This is a genomic window from Thermovenabulum sp. (assembly GCF_049701175.1).
In the GTDB taxonomy this organism is placed as follows: Bacteria; Bacillota; Thermosediminibacteria; order Thermosediminibacterales; family Thermosediminibacteraceae; genus Thermovenabulum.
Window position 1 is genome coordinate 1 of sequence record NZ_JBNATW010000034.1, and the last position, 22,196, is coordinate 22,196.

Below are 22,196 nucleotides of genomic sequence, written 5' to 3' on the forward strand. Positions count from 1 at the left end.
GCGGAGGGGAAACACCGGTATCCATACCGAACACACAGGTTAAGCCCTCCAGCGCCGATGGTACTGGGGAAATCCCGGGAGAGTAGGTCGCTGCCGAAATCTTTATTTTTTTTATTTGAAAAACATATTGACAAAAAATAAAGAAGATTATAGTATAAAGAATAATAGTTATAAAGAAGATAATTAGTGAACTGTTTTTTATATGTGTTTAACAGATTATATAAAAAAATTAAGGAAAGAAGGTAGAGTTATAATTTGTATTATAAAAAAAGTATTAAAGGGCATTGTTTAAAAAAAATATATTAGCAAAAAAATAGATATATTAACGATAGAAATATTAAAATTGACAATAAAATACAAAAAACATAAAATATAAAGAAATATTAATAATGGGAAAATAAGGGAAACCTTTTGGTTTCCCTTATTTGACTTTTTGGGAGGTTTTATAATGATAAAGTATCAATATAAAGAATAAACAAAGATTAAAAAAACCAAAAATAAACAAAAAGTAAATGGGGGAGGGTAAATAATGATTATAACCGGTGAAAACCTTAAAATAGAAGATGTGATAAAGGTTGCAGTTAAAGGGGAAAAGGTCACGCTTTCTCATGAATCCATCGAAAAGATAAATAAATCAAGGAAGTACATAGAAGAAATAATTGAAAAAGGAGAGGTTGTTTACGGTGTGACCACCGGATTTGGCAAGTTCTGTAATATTATTATTTCATCAGAAGATACAAAAAAGCTACAAAAAAATCTAATAAGGAGCCATGCAGCGGGGGTAGGTGAATATTTTCCTGAAGAAGTGGTAAGGGCAATGATGCTTTTAAGGATAAATGCACTTGCAAAGGGATATTCAGGAGTGAGGCTTTCAACCCTTGAAACCATAATTGAAATGCTAAACAAAAATGTTATACCCCTTGTACCATCTCAAGGTTCTCTCGGGGCAAGTGGAGACCTTGTACCCTTAGCTCACATGGTACTTGTGATGATGGGCGAAGGAGAGGCAGTTTTTAATGGGGAAGTGCTTCCCGGGAAAATAGCCCTTGAAAAGGCAGGTATAGAGCCTGTTATTTTGGAAGCAAAAGAAGGGCTTGCTTTGATAAACGGCACTCAAGCGATGTCGGCTTTAGCATGTCTTTCTATTGCAGCTGCCATTGAATTGTCAAAGGTTGCAGATATATGTGGTGCTATGAGTCTTGAGGCGTTATATGGAATTTATAGATGCTTTTGATGAAAAGGTCCACTTGGTAAGGCCCCATGAAGGTCAGATGGCGACAGCGAGAAATATGAAAAAGTTACTGCAGGGAAGTCAATTGGTTACGCACCAGGGGGAGATAAAGGTTCAGGATGCTTATGTGCTAAGGTGTATTCCTCAGGTACATGGAGCTGTTAAGGATGCTTTAAAGCATATAAGAAATATAATAGAAATAGAAATCAATTCTGCTACCGATAATCCCCTCATATTTCCTGAAGAAAAGGAAGTGATATCAGGAGGTAATTTTCACGGCGAACCGATAGCCATAAATATGGACTACCTTGCTATTGCAGTTTCAGAACTTGCAAATATAGCAGAGCGTAGAATTGAAAGGCTTGTAAATCCCAACCTTAATGAAGGGCTTCCAGCATTTTTGACAAAAAACGGTGGCTTAAATTCAGGCCTTATGATAAGCCAGTACACTGCGGCTTCCTTAGTTTCTGAAAATAAAACCCTTTCTTTTCCTGCAAGTGTCGACTCGATACCCTCCTCTGCCAATCAGGAAGACCATGTAAGTATGGGCACAATTGCTGCTAAAAAGGCATTGAAAGTTGTGGAAAATACTTTCCACGTCCTTGCTATAGAGCTTTTATGCGCAGCTCAGGCATTGGATTTTAGGTTGGAAAAAGCAGAAAAAACTTTTCGAATGGGGAAAGGAAGTGAGGCAGCCTATGAATTGGTAATGAATTTAGTGCACAAAATAGAAGAAGATATAAAAAATGGCGAACTGGTAAAAAGGGTTGAAGAAGTTGTAGGAATTTTAGAATAAATGTGCTAATATGAATAACAGAAGCTAAAATGGAGTGGCTGATGTGCTTTCCCTTTATGATTTAGTTGTAAAATACGGTTATGCAGGAATTTTTATTTTTCTATTATATGAAGGGACGGGAATGCCTGGTCCTGTCCAGATAGTATTTCTTGCCAGCGCGTATTTAATAAAGAAGGGGAAATTGAATCTAATAAAAGTTGTTTTTTATGCAACCCTTGGGAACTTGTGCGGAAATATTTTAGCATATGTAATTGGAAAATATAAAGGGAAATATTTTGTAAAGTATCTATTAAATAAATTAAAAATAAAGGAAGAAATGTATTTAAAAATTGAAGATTGGTATAAAAAAAAGGGAGGGTTTGTGGTTTTCATAAGCAGATTGATTGGTATACCCAGGACTCCTGCGATTTGGGCATCGGGGATTGTGGGTATTGATATAAAAAGTTATATATTTTTTAGTATTTTGGGTGATTTAGTATGGGCTGCATTTTGGACAGTGTTCACTTATTACGGAATAAATTTTTTGTATTTAGTTAAGAAATTAGGATTTAAAATATAAGTTACTAAATAGTTTTTTGGAGGTAAAAACATGGATGGGCGAAACGAAAAAGTAAAAAAATATATACAGTTTAATCCTTTGGATTTAAAGGAGGTTAAGGAGAAGACCTTAGGTTCGGAATGTATAGGAGGAAAGGCTAAAGGTCTTATATTTGCCAAAATACACCTTGAAGATAAAAAGGCACAAGAGGAAATACTAAAAAACGTCATGATTCCTGAAAGCTATTTTTTGGCAACGGATGTATACCAAGATTTTTTGGAATTTAACGGTATTGACAAGATTATTGATGAAGAGCCCAACAATTTTAAATTGATACAGCAAAAAATTTTAGAAGGTATTTTCCCGGAATATGTCATTAAATTTTTAGAAAAAGTGGTTCTAATTATGGATTATCCCCTTGCAATTAGGTCTTCTTCCTTATTGGAGGACAGCATAAAATATTCCTTTGCAGGTAAATATTTTACTACATTTATACCCAATACAGGGAATATAGACAAAAGACTAAAACAAATAACGAGCGCTATAAAGCAAATTTATGCAAGTACATATGGAAAAAATGCGGTAGTTTACAGGGAAAAGCACAACCTGTCCAATGAAAAAATGGCTGTTATTATTCAACAGCTTTTCGGGAAAAGACGAAAAGAGGGGTTTTACCCTGAAGTAGCAGGAGTGGGTTTTTCGCAAAATTACCGTAGGTTTACCGAAAGAATAAGGAAGGAAGACGGTGTTGTAAGGATAGTGTTCGGTCTTGGAACGCGAAGCACGGGAAGAGGTTATGCTCGCATTTTTTCACTTACGAATTTAAGTCTTCGCCCTGAAGGAAATAATCCTTGGGAAATTGCAAAATATTCTCAAGAAACCTTTGATATGCTCGACATGGATACAGGAGAGCTTAAATCCTATAACATAAATGACAGGCTTGATCTTATTCCCTTTCACAGGAATTTTGGTAAATACGCTTCCCTATATTCAACAACTGAAAATATGTTAAAGGACATTCCTCCAGTTCTTACGAAATTAAATCAAGGGGAAAAAATAGTTTTTACCTTTGATAACTTTCCTGCTTTCAAACCTCGATTTTTTAGGCTGATGGAGTTTCTGTTCCGCTATTTAGAAGATTTAATGGGTATTGCTGTTGATGTGGAATGGGCTTATGAACCGGAGGATCCTAAATTTGCATTGGTTCAGGTAAGGCCTTTGACCAGCTACGAAGAATACAGCAAGGTAGAAATACCTAAGGATATCAAAAAGGAAAACATCATTTTAGCGGGGGACAGGATGCTTACCAACGGGGTTTTAAAAAATGTAAGACACATAGTATATGTAGATTACGAAGAATACAACAAATCCAGCGATAAATACGAAGTGGCAAGGGAAGTGGGCAGGGTTAACGAAAAACTCTCAAAGGAAAGGTATATACTTGTTGGCCCTGGCCGCTGGGGTTCGAGCAATCCCAACCTCGGGGTACCGGCAACTTACAATGAAATTTCAAACTGTGGAATGCTGGTGGAACTGGGAATAAAAACCAAAAATTTCATGCCCGAGCTTTCCTACGGGACCCACTTTTTTGCAGACCTCGATTTAGATGGGATACTTTATATGCCGGTTTTCGATTCGATTGAAACCAATATTATAAATTTTGACTTCTTTAAAAATGCCCGAAGGCAACCTACCGAAAATCCTGCTGTATGGGTAATAGAAGGGCTGTTCGATGCCTATTTAGATGGAGAAAAGATGCGTGGAGTAGTGGTATCTAAGGAGTAAACGAAGGCAAGAATTTCGGCTACAGCTTTGTAAAGTTCAGGAGGTATTTCAAATCCGATTTCGATTTTCATTAGAGCATCCACTAAAGAGGAATTTGACAAAATAGGGATGCTCTCTTTTTCTGCCAATTTTATAATTTCCTTTGCAATTTCACCCTGCCCTTTTGCGACTAAGATGGGTGCATTATCCCTATCCTTTTCATATTTTAATGCTACTGCTTTAAAGGGCTTTGGAATTTTTTCTTCATTCATAAAAATACTCTCCTATAATTACACTTTTTGATTTAAAACCTTTTTATCGAGAAGGTATATTTCTTCTTTAAAAAAATTATCAAATAAATCAGTTTTAACCTTTAGCTTTAGATTGGATGGTAATTTTTGCATTTTCCCTTCTTTTTTCAAAAGGTTAATAGCCTTTTTTGCTTTATCCAAGCAAGCAGTGTTTTCAAAGATTAGATAGGGAAAAAGGTTTTTATTTTGATAAAGTAATTTAATTTCAACAAGGCCTAAATGAAATGTGTTTATTAATAGGCTTAATTGAATTATTTCTTTTAAATCCTTTATTTTTTTTGCCTTATAAATCAGAAATTTATTTTCGGATAAATTTATTTTATTAAAATAAATTTTGTCACCAACATTATTTAAAGCAGTATTTAGGAATCTAAAAAGCAAATCTGCATCTTTGCTTGAAACAGTGTTATTTTTCGGACTTTCAAGAAAGAGTTTTTCTATTTCGGAAGAAACTTTTTCACTAATGGTGTTTTCCTTTGAGGTAAAGTTCTTCTTTAAAGATTTGAACTCCTCTGTGAGAAAATTAATTAATTGTTTTGTCCCGTTTTCTAATTCCTTACCGTAATTTTTTAATATTTGGGCTGCTACAATTGATGATGCATGTTCACAGAAATCTTCTTTTAATAGAACTATATCCTTATAGTTTTCTGAATTATTGATTGATGAATTATCCTTTTGGTAAGAAAGTTTTTTATCGGTTTTTGAAATACTATTTAACGCCTCGATGGTAATTGAAAAAAGTTCAACAATATTGATTTTCATTTTTTAAAAACCACCTTAAGATTTTTAATTTTATTGTAGTTTTTAAAAAATAATTCTTCAAGATAAAATTTTAAATTATAACTATTGACAGCATTTAGAAGACCGTGATATAATTTTTCGCAAATAAAAAAGGGAAATTAGGGAAAGGCGATGAAGGAAGAAAGTAGGCTAAAAAGACGCTTTACAGGGAGGAAACGTCATGGACTGAGAGCGTTTCCAAGCGTTATTAGTCGAAGTTCACTTCCGAGCTTTCGGGCTGAAAAATAAAGTAGGCTCGAACGGTTTTGACCGTTAAAACAATAGGGCATCGACTTTTATGTCCGTGCCCGAAGGAGTGGGCTTTATGCCAATTTGGGTGGTACCGCGGAAAGTAGCCTTTCGTCCCATCATGGATGAAAGGCTTTTTTATTTTGGTTTTGTGATAATTTCTAAAACATATTAATACGAGATAAGGAGGTTAAAAAATGTACTGGAACCAAAAATATGAATGCATGCCGAGAGACAACCTTAAAGAATTACAGTATGAAAGACTAAAGCAAACCTTGGAAAGGGCTTTTTACAATGTCCCCCATTACAGAAGAATAATGCAAGAGGTTGGTTTTGAACCTGGAGATTTAAAATCCTTGGATGATTTAAAACATCTTCCTTTTACTTATAAAAAGGACCTTAGGGAAAATTACCCTTACGGTATGTTTGCTGTACCTTTGAGTGAGGTTGTGAGAATTCACTCTTCTTCAGGGACAACGGGTAAACCTACTGTAGTTGGATATACCAGAAATGACATAAATGTTTGGTCAGAATTAATGGCTCGTGCATTGACGACTGCGGGGGTTCATAAAAACGATGTAATACAAAATGCTTACGGATACGGTCTTTTTACAGGCGGATTGGGATTTCACTATGGTGCTGAGAAAATAGGAGCCACTATAATACCGATTTCCGGAGGAAATACGAAAAGACAGGTAATGATAATGAAGGATTACGGTACAACGGTTTTGACATGCACTCCTTCTTATGCCCTTCACATAGCCGAGGTTATTAGAGAAATGGGGCTTTCTCACAAAGATTTAAACTTAAGGGTAGGAGTTTTTGGGGCAGAGCCTTGGTCGGAAAATATGAGAAAAGAAATCGAGGAAAGATTAGGGATAGTTGCTATGGATATATATGGGCTTAGTGAAATAATTGGACCAGGGGTTGCCATAGAATGTCCTCATAAAAACGGGCTGCATGTTCAAGAAGATCATTTTATAGTGGAGGTAATAGACCCAAAGACCGGGGAAGTTTTACCTCCAGGGGAGAAAGGGGAGTTGGTATTTACATCCCTTACAAAAGAGGCCCTTCCCATTATACGCTATAGAACGGGAGATATATCCCGACTCATCGTAGAGCCCTGCGCCTGTGGTAGGACCAGCATAAAAATAGGTAGGATTGAAGGAAGAACGGATGATATGCTAATAATAAGGGGTGTTAATGTTTTTCCTTCTCAGATTGAACACGTCCTTTTAGAAATCGGAGAAACTGAGCCCCATTACCAATTAATAGTAGATAGGGTAGACCATCTTGATGTTCTTGAAATTCAAGTAGAGGTTTCTGAAAAAATGTTTTTTGATGATGTAAGATCCCTTGAAATTTTGAGCAAAAAAATCCAAAATGAAATTGAGAACACCCTTGGTATATCGGTGAAGGTAAAATTAGTAGAGCCCAAAACTATTGAGCGCAGCGAGGGGAAGGCAAAAAGAATAATAGACAAAAGAAAAATTTAGGAGGGATATTCTTGGTTGTTAAACAGCTATCGGTTTTTTTGGAAAATACTCCGGGAAGACTTTTTGCGGTTACTTCTGCACTTGCTGAAAAAGGTGTAGAGATAAAGGCTTTGATGTTAGCAGATACTGCAGATTTTGGTGTCCTCAGGCTAATTGTAGATGATCCAGAAAAAACATTAAAAATTTTGCAGGAAAAAGGTTTTACGGTAAAAATAACCGATGTAATAGCCGTTGAAATCCATGATACTTTTAAAGAAATGCAAAGGATATTGGAACTTTTAAGTAAAAAAGACATAAATATTGAATACATGTACGCCTTTATGGGGGGAGCTCCTGGAAAAGCTTTGATAATATTCCGCGTAGACAATTTAAAAGCTGCTTCGGAATATTTAAAAGAAGAGGGTATTATTGTTTAAGAGACTTTTAATCCTCTATCTAATAATATTTTTTTTGATTTTTTTATATCCTCCGCTGAAGGAGGATTAATTTTTGAAAGGGGATAGTTTAAGCCTAAGGCTTTCCACTTATGAACGCCTAAATTATGGTAGGGTAAAATTTCTACCTTTTCAATCGAACGAAATAGAGTAAGAAAATCGGCGAGCTTTTTAATTAATTCGGGGCTGTCGGTAATACCCGGAACCAATACATACCTTATCCAAATTTTGACTCCCATCGAATCTATAAAGGATAGGTTTTGAATGATTTTCTCGTTATCCTTACCTGTGAGTTTTATGTGTTCTTTTTGATTTGGGTGTTTAACATCAAAGAGCACAAGATCTGTATAGGGCAAAATTTTTGCAAGATCCTTTTGTTCGCAGTATCCCGAGGTATCTAAGGCCGTATTTATACCAGCATTTTTGCATCTTTTAAAAAGTTCAGCGGCAAAATCCGGCTGAAGAGTGGGTTCACCTCCCGAAAGGGTAACACCTCCTCCGGAAAAATCCATATAAGTCTTATACCTTAAGATTTTATTAAAAATCTCTTCAACATCGATTACAAATCCCCCCAAGGGATCCCAGGTGTCCGGGTTGTGACAATAGGCACACCTTAAAGGACACCCCTGGGTAAAAATCACAAAACGAATCCCCGGACCATCTAATGTTCCCATTGTTTCAATGGAATGAATCCTTCCTTTTATACCCATTTTTTAATCCCTTCCTAAGCTTTCAAAAAAGGTCCTTGATAATACTTCTAACTGCTGTTCACGAGAAAGTTTGGTAAAGTGGACTGCATACCCTGAAACCCTAATTGTAAGTTGAGGAAATTTATGGGGATTTTCCATGGCTTCAAGGAGGAGGTTTTTATCCATTACATTTACATTTATGTGATGTCCACCTTTTGAAAAAAATCCGTCAAGCAGTGCAGTAAGGTTTTTAACCCTGTCATCTTCAGTCCGCCCGAGAGCCTTTGGAACTATTGAAAAAGTGTAGGATATACCGTCCATGCAGCATTCATAAGGCAATTTGCATACTGAATTAAAGGCGGCGAGGGGCCCCATTTTATCCCTACCGTGCATGGGATTTGCTCCTGGAGCAAAGGGTTGACCCGATTTCCTCCCATCGGGAGTGGCACCAGTTTTTTTACCGTAAACTACATTTGAAGTTATTGTGAGTATGGACAGGGTTGGCTTTGCATTCCTGTAGAGAGTCTTGTTTTTTAAAAATCCGTAAAAGGTCTTAACAACTTCTACAGCAATAGAATCTACCCTATCATCGTCGTTGCCGTATTTTGGGAAGTCGCCTTCGACCTTGAAATCTACGCAAATTCCTTCAGAATTGAGTATAGGGGTAACCTTTGCGTATTTTATAGCACTCAGCGAGTCTGCTACTACTGAGAGCCCTGCGATTCCAAAAGCCATCATTCTTTCTACTTGGGAGTCGTGCAGTGCCATCTGTAGCCTTTCGTAATTGTATTTATCGTGCATGTAGTGGATGAGGTTCATGGTATCAACATATAAATTTGCCAGCCATTCAAGGACAATGGTGTATCTTTTGAAGACCTCTTCATAATTAAGTGGGCCTTCTTTTAAAGGGGGAAGTTTCGGGCCAAGTTCTATATTGGTCATTTCATCCCTTCCGCCGTTAATAGCGAGCAAAAGAGCTTTTGCAAGATTAACCCTTGCGCCGAAAAATTGCATTTGTTTTCCTAATTTCATTGCGGAAACGCAGCAGGCTATGCCGTAGTCATCTCCAAAGATAGGTCTCATTAAATCATCGTTTTCATACTGCAATGAACTTGTTTTTATCGAAACCTCGGCACAAAATTCTTTGAATTTCTCTGGCAGATTTTTAGACCATAAAACCGTAAGGTTTGGTTCCGGTGCGGGCCCAAGGTTTAATAGGGTGTTAATAAAACGGTAAGTTGTCTTTGTTACCATGTGGCGTCCATCAATACCTACTCCTCCAAGGGCTTCGGTTATCCACATGGGATCACCTGCAAAAAGTTCATTGTATTCGGGAGTTCTAAGCTGTCTTGCCATCCTGAGTTTTATCACAAACTGGTCGATAAGTTCTTGAGCCTCTTCTTCTGTTAGGATTCCTCTTTTAATGTCGCGTTCAATGTATATATCGATAAAAGTGCTTACCCTGCCGAGGGACATGGCTGCACCGTTTTGTTCCTTTATTGCAGCAAGATAAGCAAAATATATCCACTGCACTGCTTCACGGGCATCCTTTGCAGGGTAAGATATATCATATCCGTAATCGAAAGCCATTTGCTTTAGGTCTTTTAATGCTTCAATCTGATGGGATAATTCTTCCCTTAATTGTATTACTTCGGGGGTCATAGGGCCTAAAAGATTTTCTAAGTCTTTAATTTTTTCTTCAATAAGCCTGTTTACGCCGTAAAGTGCAACCCTTCGATAATCACCTATTATTCTGCCCCTGCCGTAGCTATCGGGCAATCCAGTAATAATTCCGGCTTTTCTTGCTAAAAGCATTTCCTTTGTATATGCTTTGTAAACGCCGTCATTATGGGTTGTGCGGTATTTAGTAAAAATTTCCTTTATGGATTTATTTAAGTTATAACCGTAAGCGTTGCATGCTTGTTCGGCCATACGTATACCGCCGAAGGGATTTACAGCTCTTTTTAATGGTTCATCGGTTTGGAGACCTACTATCACTTCATCTTCCTTTTGGATGTATCCGGGTTTATGGCTTGTAATTGTAGAAACCGTATCTGTATCTATTTTGAGAACCCCTCCCTTTTGGCTTTCATCTAAAAGAAGCTTTTTGCATTTTTCCCAGAGTCTTAAGGTCCTTTCTGAAGGTCCTACTAAAAAATCGCTTCCCCCGTCATAAGGGGTATAATTTTTGTTTATAAAATCCCTTACATCAATTTCTTTCATCCACCTGCCAGGGATAAAATCTTTCCAAGCGTTTTCCAAGTATGTTCCCTCCTTGAGTGGAATTTATAGAAAACAAAAACCGCCCAGGCAAAATGCACAAATTGCCCAGGCGGTCGGCTTCAAATATTGATCCCATTCCCTTGTGGTCAATTCCACTGCCGCCAGTCATGGGACCCTCTTTTTGTCATTTATATTTTATACTTTTTTAATGGCGAAAGTCAATACATTTTTTATAAAAAATTGCGTTATGTTGATATATATCCGAATGATTATGAACTAAATATAGATCAATGTTCCAACATTATATTGACTTCATTCAATTATTTTGATAAAATAAAAATAAATTAAATACTGCCCGCAACCCCTGTATAATTCCGGGAATATGGCCCGGAAGTTTCTACCGGGCGGCCGTAAACCGCCGAAGGCTATAGGGGAATATTGTATATTCCCCTTCTTTTAAAGAGGGGATTTATTATTTTTTAAGGGTTCGGGTAAGAATAAAAAGGAGGTTTTAGTTTTGAGGGAGGAGATTGCCATCAGAAAAGCAAAAGAAGAAGGGTTTTTAGAAAGGTACTTTCAGCTTAAGGAAAACGGTACCGATGTCAGGACGGAAATTTTAGCGGGTTTTACAACTTTCGTAACAATGGCATACATTATTCTTGTTAACCCAATCGTTCTAAAAGATGCAGGGCTTGACCAGGGAGCCGTTTTTATGGCTACAGCGTTGGCTGCTGCTATTTCTACCCTTTTTATGGGTCTTTATGCAAATTATCCCTTTGCTTTGGCTCCCGGTATGGGACTTAACGCATTTTTTGCCTATGTCATGGTAGGGAAAATGGGAATTCCCTGGCAAACGGCTTTGGGTGCGGTGTTTTTATCTGGAATTATAGCTGTTATAGTTACATTGACTGGCCTTAGGGAATTGTTAATAAGAGCTATTCCCCTTCCTTTAAAACACGCAGTGGGCGCGGGCATTGGGCTTTTCATCGCTTTTATAGGTTTTAAAAATGCTGGTATAGTAGTTTCAAATCCAGCAACATTTGTTGACCTCGGCAATTTCAAAGATCCGGGGACACTTCTTGCTACAATTGGTTTAATTATTACAGCTGTTCTTGTGGCAAAAGGCGTTCGCGGTGGAATGCTGCTCGGCATCATTATTACCACAATAATAGGGATACCAATGGGAATAACAAAAATTCCTTCAACTATAATTTCTGCACCCCCAAGTATGGCTCCCGGCTTTTTAAAATTGGATGTAATGGGGGCACTTAAGGTTTCGATGTACCCTGTTATTTTTTCACTGTTCTTTGCCGACCTTTTTGATACCATAGGGACCTTTGTAGGTGTTGCTTCGAGGACAGGAATGATAGATGAAAATGGAAATTTGAAGAGAGGTAATAAAGCCCTTTTTGCAGACTCCTTAGGAACTGTAATAGGTTCGCTTCTCGGAACCAGCAACACCACCACCTATGTAGAAAGCGCTGCCGGAGTCAGTGCAGGAGGAAGAACAGGACTAACCTCGGTTGTTGTATCTTTACTGTTCATTGCATCAATCATATTTTCACCTATAGCTTTGGCAGTTCCTTCACAGGCCACTGCACCTGCTTTAATAATAGTGGGTATATTCATGGCATCCAGCTTAAATGAAATAAAGTTCTCAGATTTTTACGAAGCTTTTCCTGCATTTTTAACAGCTATACTGATGCCGCTGACCTTTAGCATTTCCTTAGGCCTTGCGGTAGGTTTTGTGGCATATACTCTTTTGATGGCCCTTTCCGGTAGGGCAAAAGAGGTTCACTGGGTAATGTATGTTCTTGCAATAACATTTATTCTATACTTTATATACGTAAGGTAGAATTAAAACCGCCTTCAAGGGAAGGCGGTTTAATTTTTTCTATTGTAATAATTGACAAAAATTTAACAATAAGTTACAATGTGAATAAAGGAACAAATATGAGAGGGAGATGAATAGATGAGCAAAGATTCTATTGCAAAAAAAATCACATATATGGCTATGTTCATTGTACTTAATATAATTTTAACGAGGATAGCGAGCATAAGAATTGCCATAGGTAATGTCGAAGCAATAAGGATAGGGTTTGGTGGTCTCCCTGTCATTTTTGCAGGTATTTTGATGGGTCCTGCTGCGGGCGGTATTGTCGGTGCGATTGGAGATATTGTAGGGTACAGCATAAATCCCATGGGTCCTTATATGCCGCATTTTACTTTAACTGCTGCTCTCACAGGTATAATACCTGCATTGGTCCTCAAACTTACAAAAAGTAAAAATTATGGTTTTTGGGAACTTTTGTTATCCATAGCAGTCGGACAGACTATTACGTCGGTATTGCTGGTACCGTACTTTTTAAATAAACTTTTTGGAATACCGCTAATTTATAAAATTACTACAGCCGCAGTTACTCAGGCAATTAATATTCCTTTGTATTCTTTGTTTATAAAAATTCTTCTAAAAAGGATTAATTTTGCTGTAGTCTTTTCTAAAAAATAAAATACTGGTAAAATTAAAGTTAGTAAAATAAGATTATTTTAAAAAGTTTCTTAGAGGAGTCAATTAATGTGAAAAGCATTGCACCTCAAGCAGCAGCAATTAGTTTATTGTTATATATAACGGAAATTACATTGATAAAGAATGTGGAATTTCTTATTTGTAATTTTTTCCTAACAGTTGTAATTCTTTTATTTTTAGGATTTAAACCTTTAAAAGCAGCAAAAAATTCTTGGTTTGCAATAATATTCTTAGTTCTGATGACTTTATTTGCATATATTGCAAATAAAAGTAACGGTTATGAAAAGTACTTTGTCATATTTTTAAAGGGTTTTTCATCAATTATTGTAATATCTTCTTTTAATCAGAAATTTTCCTTTAATAAGTTAATGGCTGGTTTTGGGAAAATCGGCCTTCCAGAAATATTAGTAAATATAATGTTTTTAACTTTTAGGTATTTTGAGGTGATAGCAGAAGAATTAAAAAGTATGGAAAAGGCTTTAATATCAAAAGGATTTGAGAAAGGCAAAGGTTTTTGGGATAAAAATACCATGAAAGTATTGGGATTAACCATTGGAAATTTATTTCTTCGCTCCATGGAACGAAGCGAAAGGGTATATAATGCTATGCTTTCTAGGGGGTATAATGGAAAACTATATTTTAAAGAAGAGTCAATTAACCTTTTTTATAGTGTATTGTTTACAATTGTTTTTACTTTACCTGCCGCAATTTTATTATTTTTAGAAAAGGTGCTTTAAAATGGAATATGCGGTAGAAGTTGAGAATCTATTATATAGGTACAAAGATGGCAATGAGGCTTTGAAGGGAATTAGTTTTAAAGTTAAGCCGGGAGAGAAGGTTGCAATATTAGGGGAAAATGGAGCGGGAAAGACAACCCTTCTTTTGCACCTTAATGCTGTATATCTTCCTCAAAAGGGAAAAATCAAAATATTTGGTGAAGAGATCAAAAAGGGAAATGAATACAAAATAAGGAAAACTGTTGGCCTTGTCTTTCAGAACCCAGACGATCAGGTTTTTTCTTCAACAGTATATGAAGACATCGCTTTTGGCCCTGCAAATTTTGGTATAAAGGAAAATGAACTTGCAAAACGAGTGGAAAAGGCCATGAAGGCCTTGGATATAGAAGACCTAAAAGAAAGAATTCCTTATCATTTGAGCTTTGGGCAGAAAAAGAAGGTAGCTATCGCAGGAGTTCTTGCGGTGAATCCCGAGATACTGGTATTGGATGAACCAATGGCATATCTCGACCCTAAATCTAAGCTGCAGATTAAAAAGATATTGCAAGACTTGGAAAATGAGAACAGAACTTTAATTATCGCAACCCACGATGTGGATTTTGCAGCAGAGTGGGCGGAAAAAGTAATAATTTTAAAGCAAGGGTATCTTCTTGCAGAAGGTGGACCGGAACTTTTAACAAAAGAAGATATAATAAAAGAGGCAGGCCTTGATTTTCCTGTTGTTTATAAATTTTCAAGGGAAATTTTTGAAAATAAAAGCCCTTTGCCTTATAAATCCAAGGATTTTATAAATTTAATAAAATTAATGATTAATAGGCCATGAAGGTCAAAAGAATTCCTGTGAAAGGAATACTTCATGGCCTATTTATATTTAATTATTTTTAGAGGGGGATGAAATTATGCATATACCTGATGGCTTTTTGGATGCAAAAACACTTATTACAACCGCTGCTTTGAGCGCTTATGTTTTAAAAAAAGATGTGGATAAGGCAAAAGAAATTTTGAACGAAAAGGATGCACCTATTTTGGGAGTTCTTTCAGCTTTTGTATTTGCCGCACAAATGGTTAATTTTCCCGTAATGGCAGGCACTTCCGGACATTTTTTAGGAGCTGCCCTGCTTACTTACATGATGGGGCCACATTTAGCAGGTCTTGCTATGTCAGCTGTGCTGATACTACAATGCCTGCTTTTTCAGGATGGAGGTTTATTGGCTTTGGGTGCAAACATTTTAAATATGGCAGTTGCAGCACCATTAACGGCATATTATGTGCTTAAAATTATAGATTCAAAAATTCCCGGTAAAAAAACTTTTGGCCTTGTTTTAGCGGGTTGGAGCTCTGTAGTGATTGCAGCGATATTTTGCAGTTTTGAACTTTATGCTTCTGGTGTTGGAAAATTGCAGGCGATTATAATACCTATGCTTACCATTCACGCTTTAATAGGCATAGGGGAGGGGCTTATAACCGTAGCGGTTGTTTCCTTTATAAATAAAGTAAGGAAGGTAAAAATAGAGTTTTAATAATGATATGAAGGAGATGATGATTATGAATAAAAATATTAGATGGGTGTACATCCTGATTGCATCGTTAATTGTTGCTGCGCTGCTTTCTCCTTTTGCATCTTCTTTTCCGGACGGTTTGGAAAGAGTAAGTCAAGATTTGGGTATTGAGGAAAAAGGAGTGAATGAATTTTTCACGACACCTTTTAGTGATTATAGGGTTTCATACATAAAAAATGATTTTTTCTCCACAGCTATTTCAGGAATTATCGGCACCATCACGGTTTTCGCTTTAAGTTATGGGCTGGGACATATTATAGCAAGGAAAATGGAACAATAAAGTTAAAACAACATTTAAAAGTCTGTGTAAAAACACCCCGATAAAGGGGTGTTTTTATATATTGACAAGAATTTAACGAAGTAGTAATATATACTTAGAGTTGTGAAAATTTTAACAAAAGGGCAGTTAAAAGGAGGAGTTTTTATTGGTTAAGATTTTATTTGAAAAGGATAAATGTTTAGGGTGTAAAACCTGTGAGCTTGCCTGTGCAGCTGCCCACTCAAAGTCAAAAAGTATACTCGGAGCAATAAAAGAAAAGAAGTTTTCTCGCATAAGGATAAAGGTTAAAAACGGGAAATTAAAGGTTGAACAATGCATGCTGTGCAGTGACCCGAAGTGCATCAAGGCCTGTCCTGTCGGTGCTCTGAAGAGAAGGGAAAATGGCACGATAGAAGTGAATGATATAACTTGCACAGGGTGCGGATTATGCCAGGAGGCGTGTCCTTTTGATGCTATAAGATTATGCGTTCTTCCAACGGTTTGCGATAGATGTATGGAAGGCGATGAACCCCTATGCGCGAAAGCATGCCCTACAAAGGCTTTAAAGGTAAAGGCGGTATAATTTTTAAAGGAGGTATTTTTTTGAAGGAAAATGTCGTTTGCAAAACGTGTGACAAAGCCACATCGAAATTATACGAATACGCAAGGGAAAATGGAATAGAAACCGTATGGGATAGGGCTTTGGCCATGCAGCCCCAGTGCGGATTCGGAGAAATGGGTCTTTGCTGTACCAATTGCTCTATGGGGCCATGCAGGATTGTGAAGGTAACCGATGATGGTCCGAAAAAGGGAATATGCGGTGCTACAGAAGAAGTAATGGCATCAAGAAACTTTGCAAGGGCTGTTGCGGCAGGTGCTTCTGCACATTCAGACCACGGCAGGGATATCGCTGAAGCACTGTACCATGCGGCAAATAATGAAGGCGATTATGTAATAAAAGATGAAGAAAAATTGATGAAAATAGCAAAAGAATGGAATGTTCCGACTGAAAAGAGAGAATTGAACGAGATTGCAAGGGAAGTAGCCCTTATTGCCTTAGAAGAATTCGGTAAACCTTTTGGAAAATTAAGATTTTTGGAAAGGGCGCCTGAAAAGAGAAGGGCTTTATGGGATGAACTGGGAATTACACCAAGGGCTATAGATAGGGAAGTTGTCCAGGTTATGCACTCCACACATATGGGATGTGATGCCGATTACAGAAATATTATAAATCAAGCTGCGAGAGCTGCGCTTGCTGATGGCTGGGGAGGCTCAATGATAGGAACGGAGCTTTCTGATGTGCTTTTCGGTACACCTAAACCCAAGAAAGTCGAAGCGAACTTAGGCGTACTTAAGGAAAATTGCGTAAATATCATTGTTCACGGCCACGAACCCACCCTTTCCGAAGCAATAGTTATTGCCTCCAAAGACCCTGAGCTCTTAGAACTTGCAAAAAAACAAGGGGCAGAAGGAATAAACCTTGCCGGAATGTGCTGCACCGGTAATGAAATCACCATGAGGCATGGCGTTCCCATGGCAGGAAATTTCTTTCAGCAGGAATTAGCCGTCGTTACAGGTGCGGTAGAGGCAATGATAGTCGATGTACAGTGCATTATGCCTTCCCTTTCTGATCTGGTAAAATGCTATCATACAAAGCTGATTACGACGTCTCCAAAATCAAAATTACCCGGTGCGGTGCATATCGAGTTTAACGAAGAAAAAGCGGTGGAAATTGCAAAGAAAATAGTAAGAGAAGCTGTGCTCAATTTTAAGAACAGGAAAAACAAAACCTTCATCCCTGAAGAAAAAGCCGAAGGTATCGTAGGTTACAGCTATGAATTGATAATAAAAACCTTAGACAAGGTAACTAATTCCTTCGCTCATCCGACCGGTACGGTAAAACCCCTTGTTGATGCAATAAAATCGGGTGTTTTAAGGGGAGCTGCTGCAATTGTCGGGTGCAACAACCATAAAGTTCCCCATGATATGGGCCATGTAAATTTAGCAAAGGAATTGTTAAAGCGGGATATACTTGTTGTAACTACGGGGTGCGGTGCCCATGCCTGTATAAAAGCCGGTTTAATGTCGCTTGATGCTGTTAAATACTGCGGGAAAGGCCTTGCTACATGCTGTGAACTCCTCGAAATTCCTCCTGTGCTGCACATGGGCTCCTGCGTTGACATAAGCAGGATTTTAACCTTACTTTCCGATGTTGCTAAATACATGGGAGTTGATATAAGTGACCTGCCCGTTGCCGCTGCAGCACCGGAATGGATGTCTGAAAAGGCACAATCCATAGGGCTTTATGCTGTATCCTCCGGTGTATACGTTATACTCGGCGTAGCTCCTTTTGTTATGGGTTCGGAAAATGTCGTAAAATATCTAACTTCCGATATGGAAAAGATTCTGGGAGGAAAGTTTGAAGTGGAAAGCGATCCTGTAAAAGCGGCGGAAAAAATAGCTTTCCACATTGAGAATAAAAGAAAGATACTCGGCATATAAAGAAATTTTTTTGATAAAAGGATGGGGAAAAGATGAAAATTGCAATTTCCGGCAAGGGGGGTGTCGGAAAAACCACCCTTGCCGGGTCGCTTGCGAAACTTTTTGCAGAAGAAGGTAAAAAAGTAATAGCTGTTGATGCTGATCCGGATTCAAATCTGGCATCTGCTTTAGGGGTGCCTCATGAAAAAATGGAAAAACTTACTCCTCTTTCGGAGATAAAAGAACTGATAAAAGAACGGACGGGTGCCATACCTGGCGTTTTGGGACAAATGTTCAGTCTCAATCCAAAAGTTGACGACATACCAGAAAAGTACTGTATAGAACATGAAGGGGTAAAACTTTTGCAGATGGGTGGAATAAAAAAAGGAGGTTCCGGTTGCGTTTGCCCGGAAAATGCCTTTTTAAAAGCCGTAATTCAGCATTTGCTATTAGATAGGGATGATGTTCTTATACTCGATATGGAAGCAGGAATTGAGCATTTGGGCAGGGCAACGGCTTCCTTCGTAGATGCTTTTATTGCTGTTGTTGAACCCGGAGCGAGAAGTATAAAAACCTTTGAGGCTATAAAAAAACTAGCGAGGGATATCGGAATTGAGCAGGTTTTTGTAGTGGCAAATAAAGTAAGAGATGATTGCGATAGAGAATTTATAGAAAAATTTATTGACGATGATGACTTATTGGGCTGCATTTCTTATAATGAAGATATAATAAGAGCCGATAAAATGGGTTTAGCACCTTACAGCATAAGTCAAAAACTGAGGGATGAAGTGTCGAGGATAAAGAAATGTTTATTTGAAAAAATATAAAATTTTTGAAAGGGTGGGGTAATTATGGTAATGAAAAGCGATATTGAAATTGCCCAGGAGGCAAAGCTGGAACATATTAAAAATATCGCTGAGAAAATTGGATTGACGGAAGATGATATTGAGTATTACGGGAAATATAAGGCAAAGGTAGATTACAATGTAATTAAGAGGTTAAAGGATAAAAACGACGGCAAATTAATACTAACTACAGCAATTAACCCTACACCTGCAGGTGAAGGAAAGACTACAACGACAGTAGGACTCGGCGATGCCTTAAGAAGGCTGGGCAAAAATGCAGTAATTTGTTTAAGGGAGCCGTCTCTTGGCCCTGTTTTTGGGGTTAAAGGTGGGGCAGCGGGAGGCGGTTATGCTCAAGTTGTTCCGATGGAAGATATTAATCTACATTTTACAGGAGATATTCATGCGATTGGAGCAGCTAACAACTTGCTTGCAGCTATGGTTGATAATCATATTTATCAGGGCAATGAACTTGGCATTGACCCGCGCCGGGTTGTTTGGAGACGCTGTATGGATATGAACGACAGGCAGTTAAGGTTTATTGTCGACGGTTTAGGTGGGAAAGCCAATGGTTTTCCGAGAGAAGATGGTTTTGATATTACTGTAGCATCGGAAGTTATGGCAATTTTTTGCCTTGCAAAAGATTTGAGTGATTTAAAGGAAAGGCTATCAAAAATAATTGTAGCTTATACATATGATGGCAGGCCTGTAACTGCCGGAGATTTAAAAGCTCATGGTGCAATGGCAGCGCTTTTAAAGGACGCACTGAAGCCTAACTTAGTCCAAACCCTTGAAGGGACCCCCGCATTTATCCACGGCGGACCCTTTGCAAATATAGCCCATGGATGCAACAGCATAATGGCAACAAAGCTTGCACTGAAACTTGCTGATTATGTGGTAACTGAAGCAGGTTTTGGCGCGGATTTAGGTGCGGAAAAGTTTTTGGATATTAAATGCAGGTATGCAGGAATTAAGCCGGATGCGGTAGTTATTGTTGCTACGATAAGGGCTTTGAAGTATAACGGTGGGGTGCCGAAGGAAAGGTTAAATGAAGAAAACTTAGAAGCATTGAAAAAAGGAATCCCCAATTTACTAAAGCACATAGAAAACATCACAAAAAAATTCAAGCTGCCGGCAGTAGTGGCACTGAACCGATTCCCGTCAGATACCGAGGCAGAGTTAAAACTGATAAGAGAAGAATGCAAAGCTTTAGGGGTAAATGTGGTAATTTCCGAAGTATGGGCAAAGGGCGGAGAAGGCGGAGTAGAGCTTGCAAAAGAGGTATTAAGGCTAATTGAAGAAGGCAAAAACGGATACGCTCCTTTATATCCTTTAGAGTTAACCATAAAAGAAAAGATAGAAACCATTGCAAAGGAAATTTACGGTGCTGATGGTGTAGACTATACTCCGGCAGCGCAAAAGGAAATTGAAAACTTGGAAAAATTGGGGTTTGGCAACCTTCCCATATGTATGGCAAAGACTCAGTATTCTTTGAGTGATAATCCTGCACTGCTTGGCAGGCCCACCGGTTTTAGAATAACCGTGAGGAACGTGAAGGTTTCGGCGGGGGCAGGATTTATCGTTGTGCTAACTGGAGAAATTATGACAATGCCGGGATTGCCAAAAAGGCCTGCGGCCGAGAATATAGATGTGGATGAAAACGGAAGGATCTCTGGACTTTTCTAATTAATGAATTCTGGGGTGTAAGAATTGAAGGATTATAAATTGCTTCTGGCAGCGGGGAAGGATGATCCCATCTTTCCTTCCCCATTTTATTCTAGGTTTAGCGGAGAATATATATTGAGAAAACTCCTGCCGAATTTAACCTTCAATAAAATGGGGAAGGGTAAAATCTCTTCGGATTGCCTCGAATTCAAAAAAAGGCAGGTTAGGGATTTTACTCAAAATATAGTTGATATTGTATTGTTCCCTACAATTTTACCCGAAATCATCGATGAGCCCGGTGATTATCTTCCAGATAATCTCCCGGAACATGATGTGTTAATTGCTGCAGGGGTGCATCCCGATATTTTTCCAGAACTTTTGAAAAGGGCAGCAGAAGCCGGATGTAAAGCACTAATAGCCCCAAGGGAAGATCCAAAATGGATTGATAAATACTTAGAAAAAACTCTCAAAAATATATGTGAAAAATACGGCATAGAATATGCTTTCCCGAAGCCGTTTTGTTCACTAAAGAAAACGGGTTTTCACTATATTGACAACTTCCTTAAAGAATTTAAATTAGGTAGGCCTGAATACGAAGTCCAGGTTGATGATAAAGGCTATATAACAAATGTAAATGTAATTCGTTCTGCACCCTGCGGTGCTACCTATTATGTGGCTTGCGGACTTATAGGGAAAAAGATTGGAGAAGAGGCCGTAGAAGAAGCCAATAAACTGTGGCATGCCTACGCCTGCATAGCTTCTAATGCTATTGATGAGGAGATAAAAGACTCCATTATGCATATTGCCGCTCATATAAATTTACAGGTTGCGGAAAATACCTTAAAAATATGAGAGCAAATAGGAGGTCAATCATGTTTGTAGATAAAACTGTAAAGGATTTTATTAGCATCCTTTCATCAAAGGAGCCGGTGCCGGGTGGTGGAGGAGCTGCTGCTTTAGCTGGAGCAATAGGCAATGCTTTGGGAAGTATGGTAGGCAATTTGACTGTGGGTAAGGAAAAGTATAAAGATGTGGAACCAGAGGTTATTGAAATATTAAATAAGGCTAAGGAACTGCAGGAAAACTTACTTTCTCTTATTGATGAGGATGCACAGGTTTTCAGCGAAGTTGCTAAGGCATATAAATTGCCTAAAAATACCGAGGAAGAAAGAAAGCAAAAAGAAGAGGCTTTAAAAAATGCTTTAAAAAACGCCTGCCAGGTACCAATAAAGATAATGGAGAATTCATTAGAAGCTTTAAAACTTCAAAGGAGGCTTGCGGAAATAGGATCAAAACTTGCCATAAGCGATGTAGGAGTAGGAGCTTTGCTTTTAAAAGCAGCCGTCTTGAGTGGAAAATTAAATGTCGTAATTAATCTAAACGGAATAGATGATGAGGAATTTGTTAGAAAAATCAGTGAATACATAGAAAGAATCTGCAAAGAAGCTGAGAATTTAGCTGATGAAGCTTATAAAATCGTTTTAGAAAAATTAAAGGGTTAAAACATGGTTTGAAAAATACAAAATAGAAGGGGTGAACTAAATGGCCTTAATTTTATCCGGCAAGGAAGTAGCCGAGGCCTTAAAGCAGGACTTAACCAAAGAAGTTTCAG

General features: G+C 37.9%; 20 protein-coding genes, 1 rRNA gene, 1 pseudogene, 2 riboswitches and 1 other annotated feature. Of the genes and pseudogenes, 18 read left to right on the top strand and 4 right to left on the bottom strand.

The window, feature by feature from the left end:
- The 4 genes and pseudogenes from rrf to ACPLVF_RS10380 form a co-directional block, all read left to right on the top strand.
- Positions 1-99: ribosomal RNA gene (gene rrf / locus ACPLVF_RS10365) — 5S ribosomal RNA — on the top strand; the annotation flags it as partial.
- 430 nt (positions 100-529) lie between these two features.
- Positions 530-2,027: pseudogene (hutH, locus tag ACPLVF_RS10370) on the top strand (histidine ammonia-lyase).
- A gap of 34 nt (positions 2,028-2,061) precedes the next feature.
- Positions 2,062-2,586: a DedA family protein gene (locus ACPLVF_RS10375; RefSeq protein ID WP_424907759.1), complete on the top strand. Its 525-nt coding sequence runs from the start codon at positions 2,062-2,064 to the stop codon at positions 2,584-2,586.
- A 30-nt stretch (positions 2,587-2,616) separates the two neighbouring features.
- Positions 2,617-4,350, top strand: coding sequence for a PEP/pyruvate-binding domain-containing protein (locus ACPLVF_RS10380; RefSeq protein ID WP_424907760.1), 1,734 nt, complete (start codon positions 2,617-2,619; stop codon positions 4,348-4,350).
- On the opposite strand, the gene ACPLVF_RS10385 is transcribed toward ACPLVF_RS10380, so the two are convergent.
- Both ACPLVF_RS10385 and ACPLVF_RS10390 read right to left on the bottom strand, forming a co-directional pair.
- Positions 4,302-4,601 (bottom strand): EscU/YscU/HrcU family type III secretion system export apparatus switch protein, encoded by a 300-nt coding sequence (locus ACPLVF_RS10385; protein WP_424907761.1) that lies wholly within the window; start codon positions 4,599-4,601, stop codon positions 4,302-4,304. The genes ACPLVF_RS10380 and ACPLVF_RS10385 overlap by 49 nt on opposite strands.
- Positions 4,602-4,619: 18 nt before the next feature.
- Complete coding sequence (locus ACPLVF_RS10390; protein WP_424907762.1) at positions 4,620-5,402, bottom strand: hypothetical protein; 783 nt, start codon at positions 5,400-5,402, stop codon at positions 4,620-4,622.
- Positions 5,403-5,543: 141 nt separating this feature from the next.
- Positions 5,544-5,791, top strand: a binding site (T-box leader).
- Positions 5,792-5,866: 75 nt separating this feature from the next.
- On the opposite strand from ACPLVF_RS10390, the gene ACPLVF_RS10395 reads away from it, so the two are divergent.
- Together ACPLVF_RS10395 and ACPLVF_RS10400 are read left to right on the top strand one after the other, a co-directional pair.
- Positions 5,867-7,165 (top strand): phenylacetate--CoA ligase family protein, encoded by a 1,299-nt coding sequence (locus ACPLVF_RS10395; RefSeq protein ID WP_424907763.1) that lies wholly within the window; start codon positions 5,867-5,869, stop codon positions 7,163-7,165.
- An 11-nt stretch (positions 7,166-7,176) separates the two neighbouring features.
- Positions 7,177-7,581 (top strand): ACT domain-containing protein, encoded by a 405-nt coding sequence (locus ACPLVF_RS10400; protein ID WP_424907764.1) that lies wholly within the window; start codon positions 7,177-7,179, stop codon positions 7,579-7,581.
- Here the strand turns inward: ACPLVF_RS10400 and pflA are convergent.
- Both pflA and pflB read right to left on the bottom strand, forming a co-directional pair.
- A complete protein-coding gene (gene pflA / locus ACPLVF_RS10405) occupies positions 7,578-8,309 on the bottom strand; it encodes a pyruvate formate-lyase-activating protein (protein WP_424907765.1) in 732 nt (243 codons plus the stop codon). The genes ACPLVF_RS10400 and pflA overlap by 4 nt on opposite strands.
- Before the next feature lie 3 nt (positions 8,310-8,312).
- A complete protein-coding gene (pflB, locus tag ACPLVF_RS10410; protein ID WP_424907766.1) occupies positions 8,313-10,550 on the bottom strand; it encodes a formate C-acetyltransferase in 2,238 nt (745 codons plus the stop codon).
- A gap of 57 nt (positions 10,551-10,607) precedes the next feature.
- Positions 10,608-10,690, bottom strand: a riboswitch (ZMP/ZTP riboswitch).
- A gap of 165 nt (positions 10,691-10,855) precedes the next feature.
- A riboswitch (purine riboswitch) is annotated at positions 10,856-10,959 on the top strand.
- A gap of 69 nt (positions 10,960-11,028) precedes the next feature.
- Between pflB and ACPLVF_RS10415 the strand changes: the two genes are divergently transcribed.
- The 12 genes from ACPLVF_RS10415 to ACPLVF_RS10470 all read left to right on the top strand — a co-directional run bounded on the left by ACPLVF_RS10415 (position 11,029) and on the right by ACPLVF_RS10470 (position 22,086).
- Positions 11,029-12,366 (top strand): NCS2 family permease, encoded by a 1,338-nt coding sequence (locus ACPLVF_RS10415; RefSeq protein WP_424907767.1) that lies wholly within the window; start codon positions 11,029-11,031, stop codon positions 12,364-12,366.
- Between the two features lie 117 nt (positions 12,367-12,483).
- Positions 12,484-13,020: a folate family ECF transporter S component gene (locus ACPLVF_RS10420; protein ID WP_424907768.1), complete on the top strand. Its 537-nt coding sequence runs from the start codon at positions 12,484-12,486 to the stop codon at positions 13,018-13,020.
- A gap of 68 nt (positions 13,021-13,088) precedes the next feature.
- Positions 13,089-13,775 carry an energy-coupling factor transporter transmembrane component T family protein gene (locus ACPLVF_RS10425; RefSeq protein WP_424907769.1) on the top strand — a complete coding sequence of 229 codons (687 nt, stop codon included), beginning with the start codon at positions 13,089-13,091 and terminating at the stop codon, positions 13,773-13,775.
- Between the two features lies 1 nt (position 13,776).
- On the top strand, positions 13,777-14,598 hold the full coding sequence (locus tag ACPLVF_RS10430; protein WP_424907770.1) for an ATP-binding cassette domain-containing protein: 822 nt from the start codon (positions 13,777-13,779) through the stop codon (positions 14,596-14,598).
- A gap of 76 nt (positions 14,599-14,674) precedes the next feature.
- The gene (locus tag ACPLVF_RS10435) at positions 14,675-15,295 is read left to right on the top strand and encodes an energy-coupling factor ABC transporter permease (protein WP_424907771.1); all 621 of its coding nucleotides are present in this window, start codon (positions 14,675-14,677) and stop codon (positions 15,293-15,295) included.
- Between the two features lie 25 nt (positions 15,296-15,320).
- A complete protein-coding gene (locus ACPLVF_RS10440; protein ID WP_424907772.1) occupies positions 15,321-15,614 on the top strand; it encodes a PDGLE domain-containing protein in 294 nt (97 codons plus the stop codon).
- Positions 15,615-15,759: 145 nt separating this feature from the next.
- Entirely contained in the window at positions 15,760-16,176 is a 417-nt protein-coding gene (locus ACPLVF_RS10445; RefSeq protein ID WP_424907773.1) for a 4Fe-4S binding protein, read from the top strand.
- A 14-nt stretch (positions 16,177-16,190) separates the two neighbouring features.
- Complete coding sequence (cooS, locus tag ACPLVF_RS10450; protein WP_424907778.1) at positions 16,191-18,095, top strand: anaerobic carbon-monoxide dehydrogenase catalytic subunit; 1,905 nt, start codon at positions 16,191-16,193, stop codon at positions 18,093-18,095.
- 32 nt (positions 18,096-18,127) lie between these two features.
- On the top strand, positions 18,128-18,901 hold the full coding sequence (locus ACPLVF_RS10455) for an AAA family ATPase (RefSeq protein WP_424907774.1): 774 nt from the start codon (positions 18,128-18,130) through the stop codon (positions 18,899-18,901).
- Positions 18,902-18,925: 24 nt separating this feature from the next.
- On the top strand, positions 18,926-20,605 hold the full coding sequence (locus ACPLVF_RS10460; protein WP_424907775.1) for a formate--tetrahydrofolate ligase: 1,680 nt from the start codon (positions 18,926-18,928) through the stop codon (positions 20,603-20,605).
- A gap of 24 nt (positions 20,606-20,629) precedes the next feature.
- Positions 20,630-21,436 carry a DUF166 domain-containing protein gene (locus ACPLVF_RS10465; protein WP_424907776.1) on the top strand — a complete coding sequence of 269 codons (807 nt, stop codon included), beginning with the start codon at positions 20,630-20,632 and terminating at the stop codon, positions 21,434-21,436.
- A 20-nt stretch (positions 21,437-21,456) separates the two neighbouring features.
- Positions 21,457-22,086, top strand: a complete 630-nt coding sequence (locus ACPLVF_RS10470; RefSeq protein ID WP_424907777.1) for a cyclodeaminase/cyclohydrolase family protein — start codon at positions 21,457-21,459, stop codon at positions 22,084-22,086.
- Positions 22,087-22,196 lie beyond the last annotated feature (110 nt).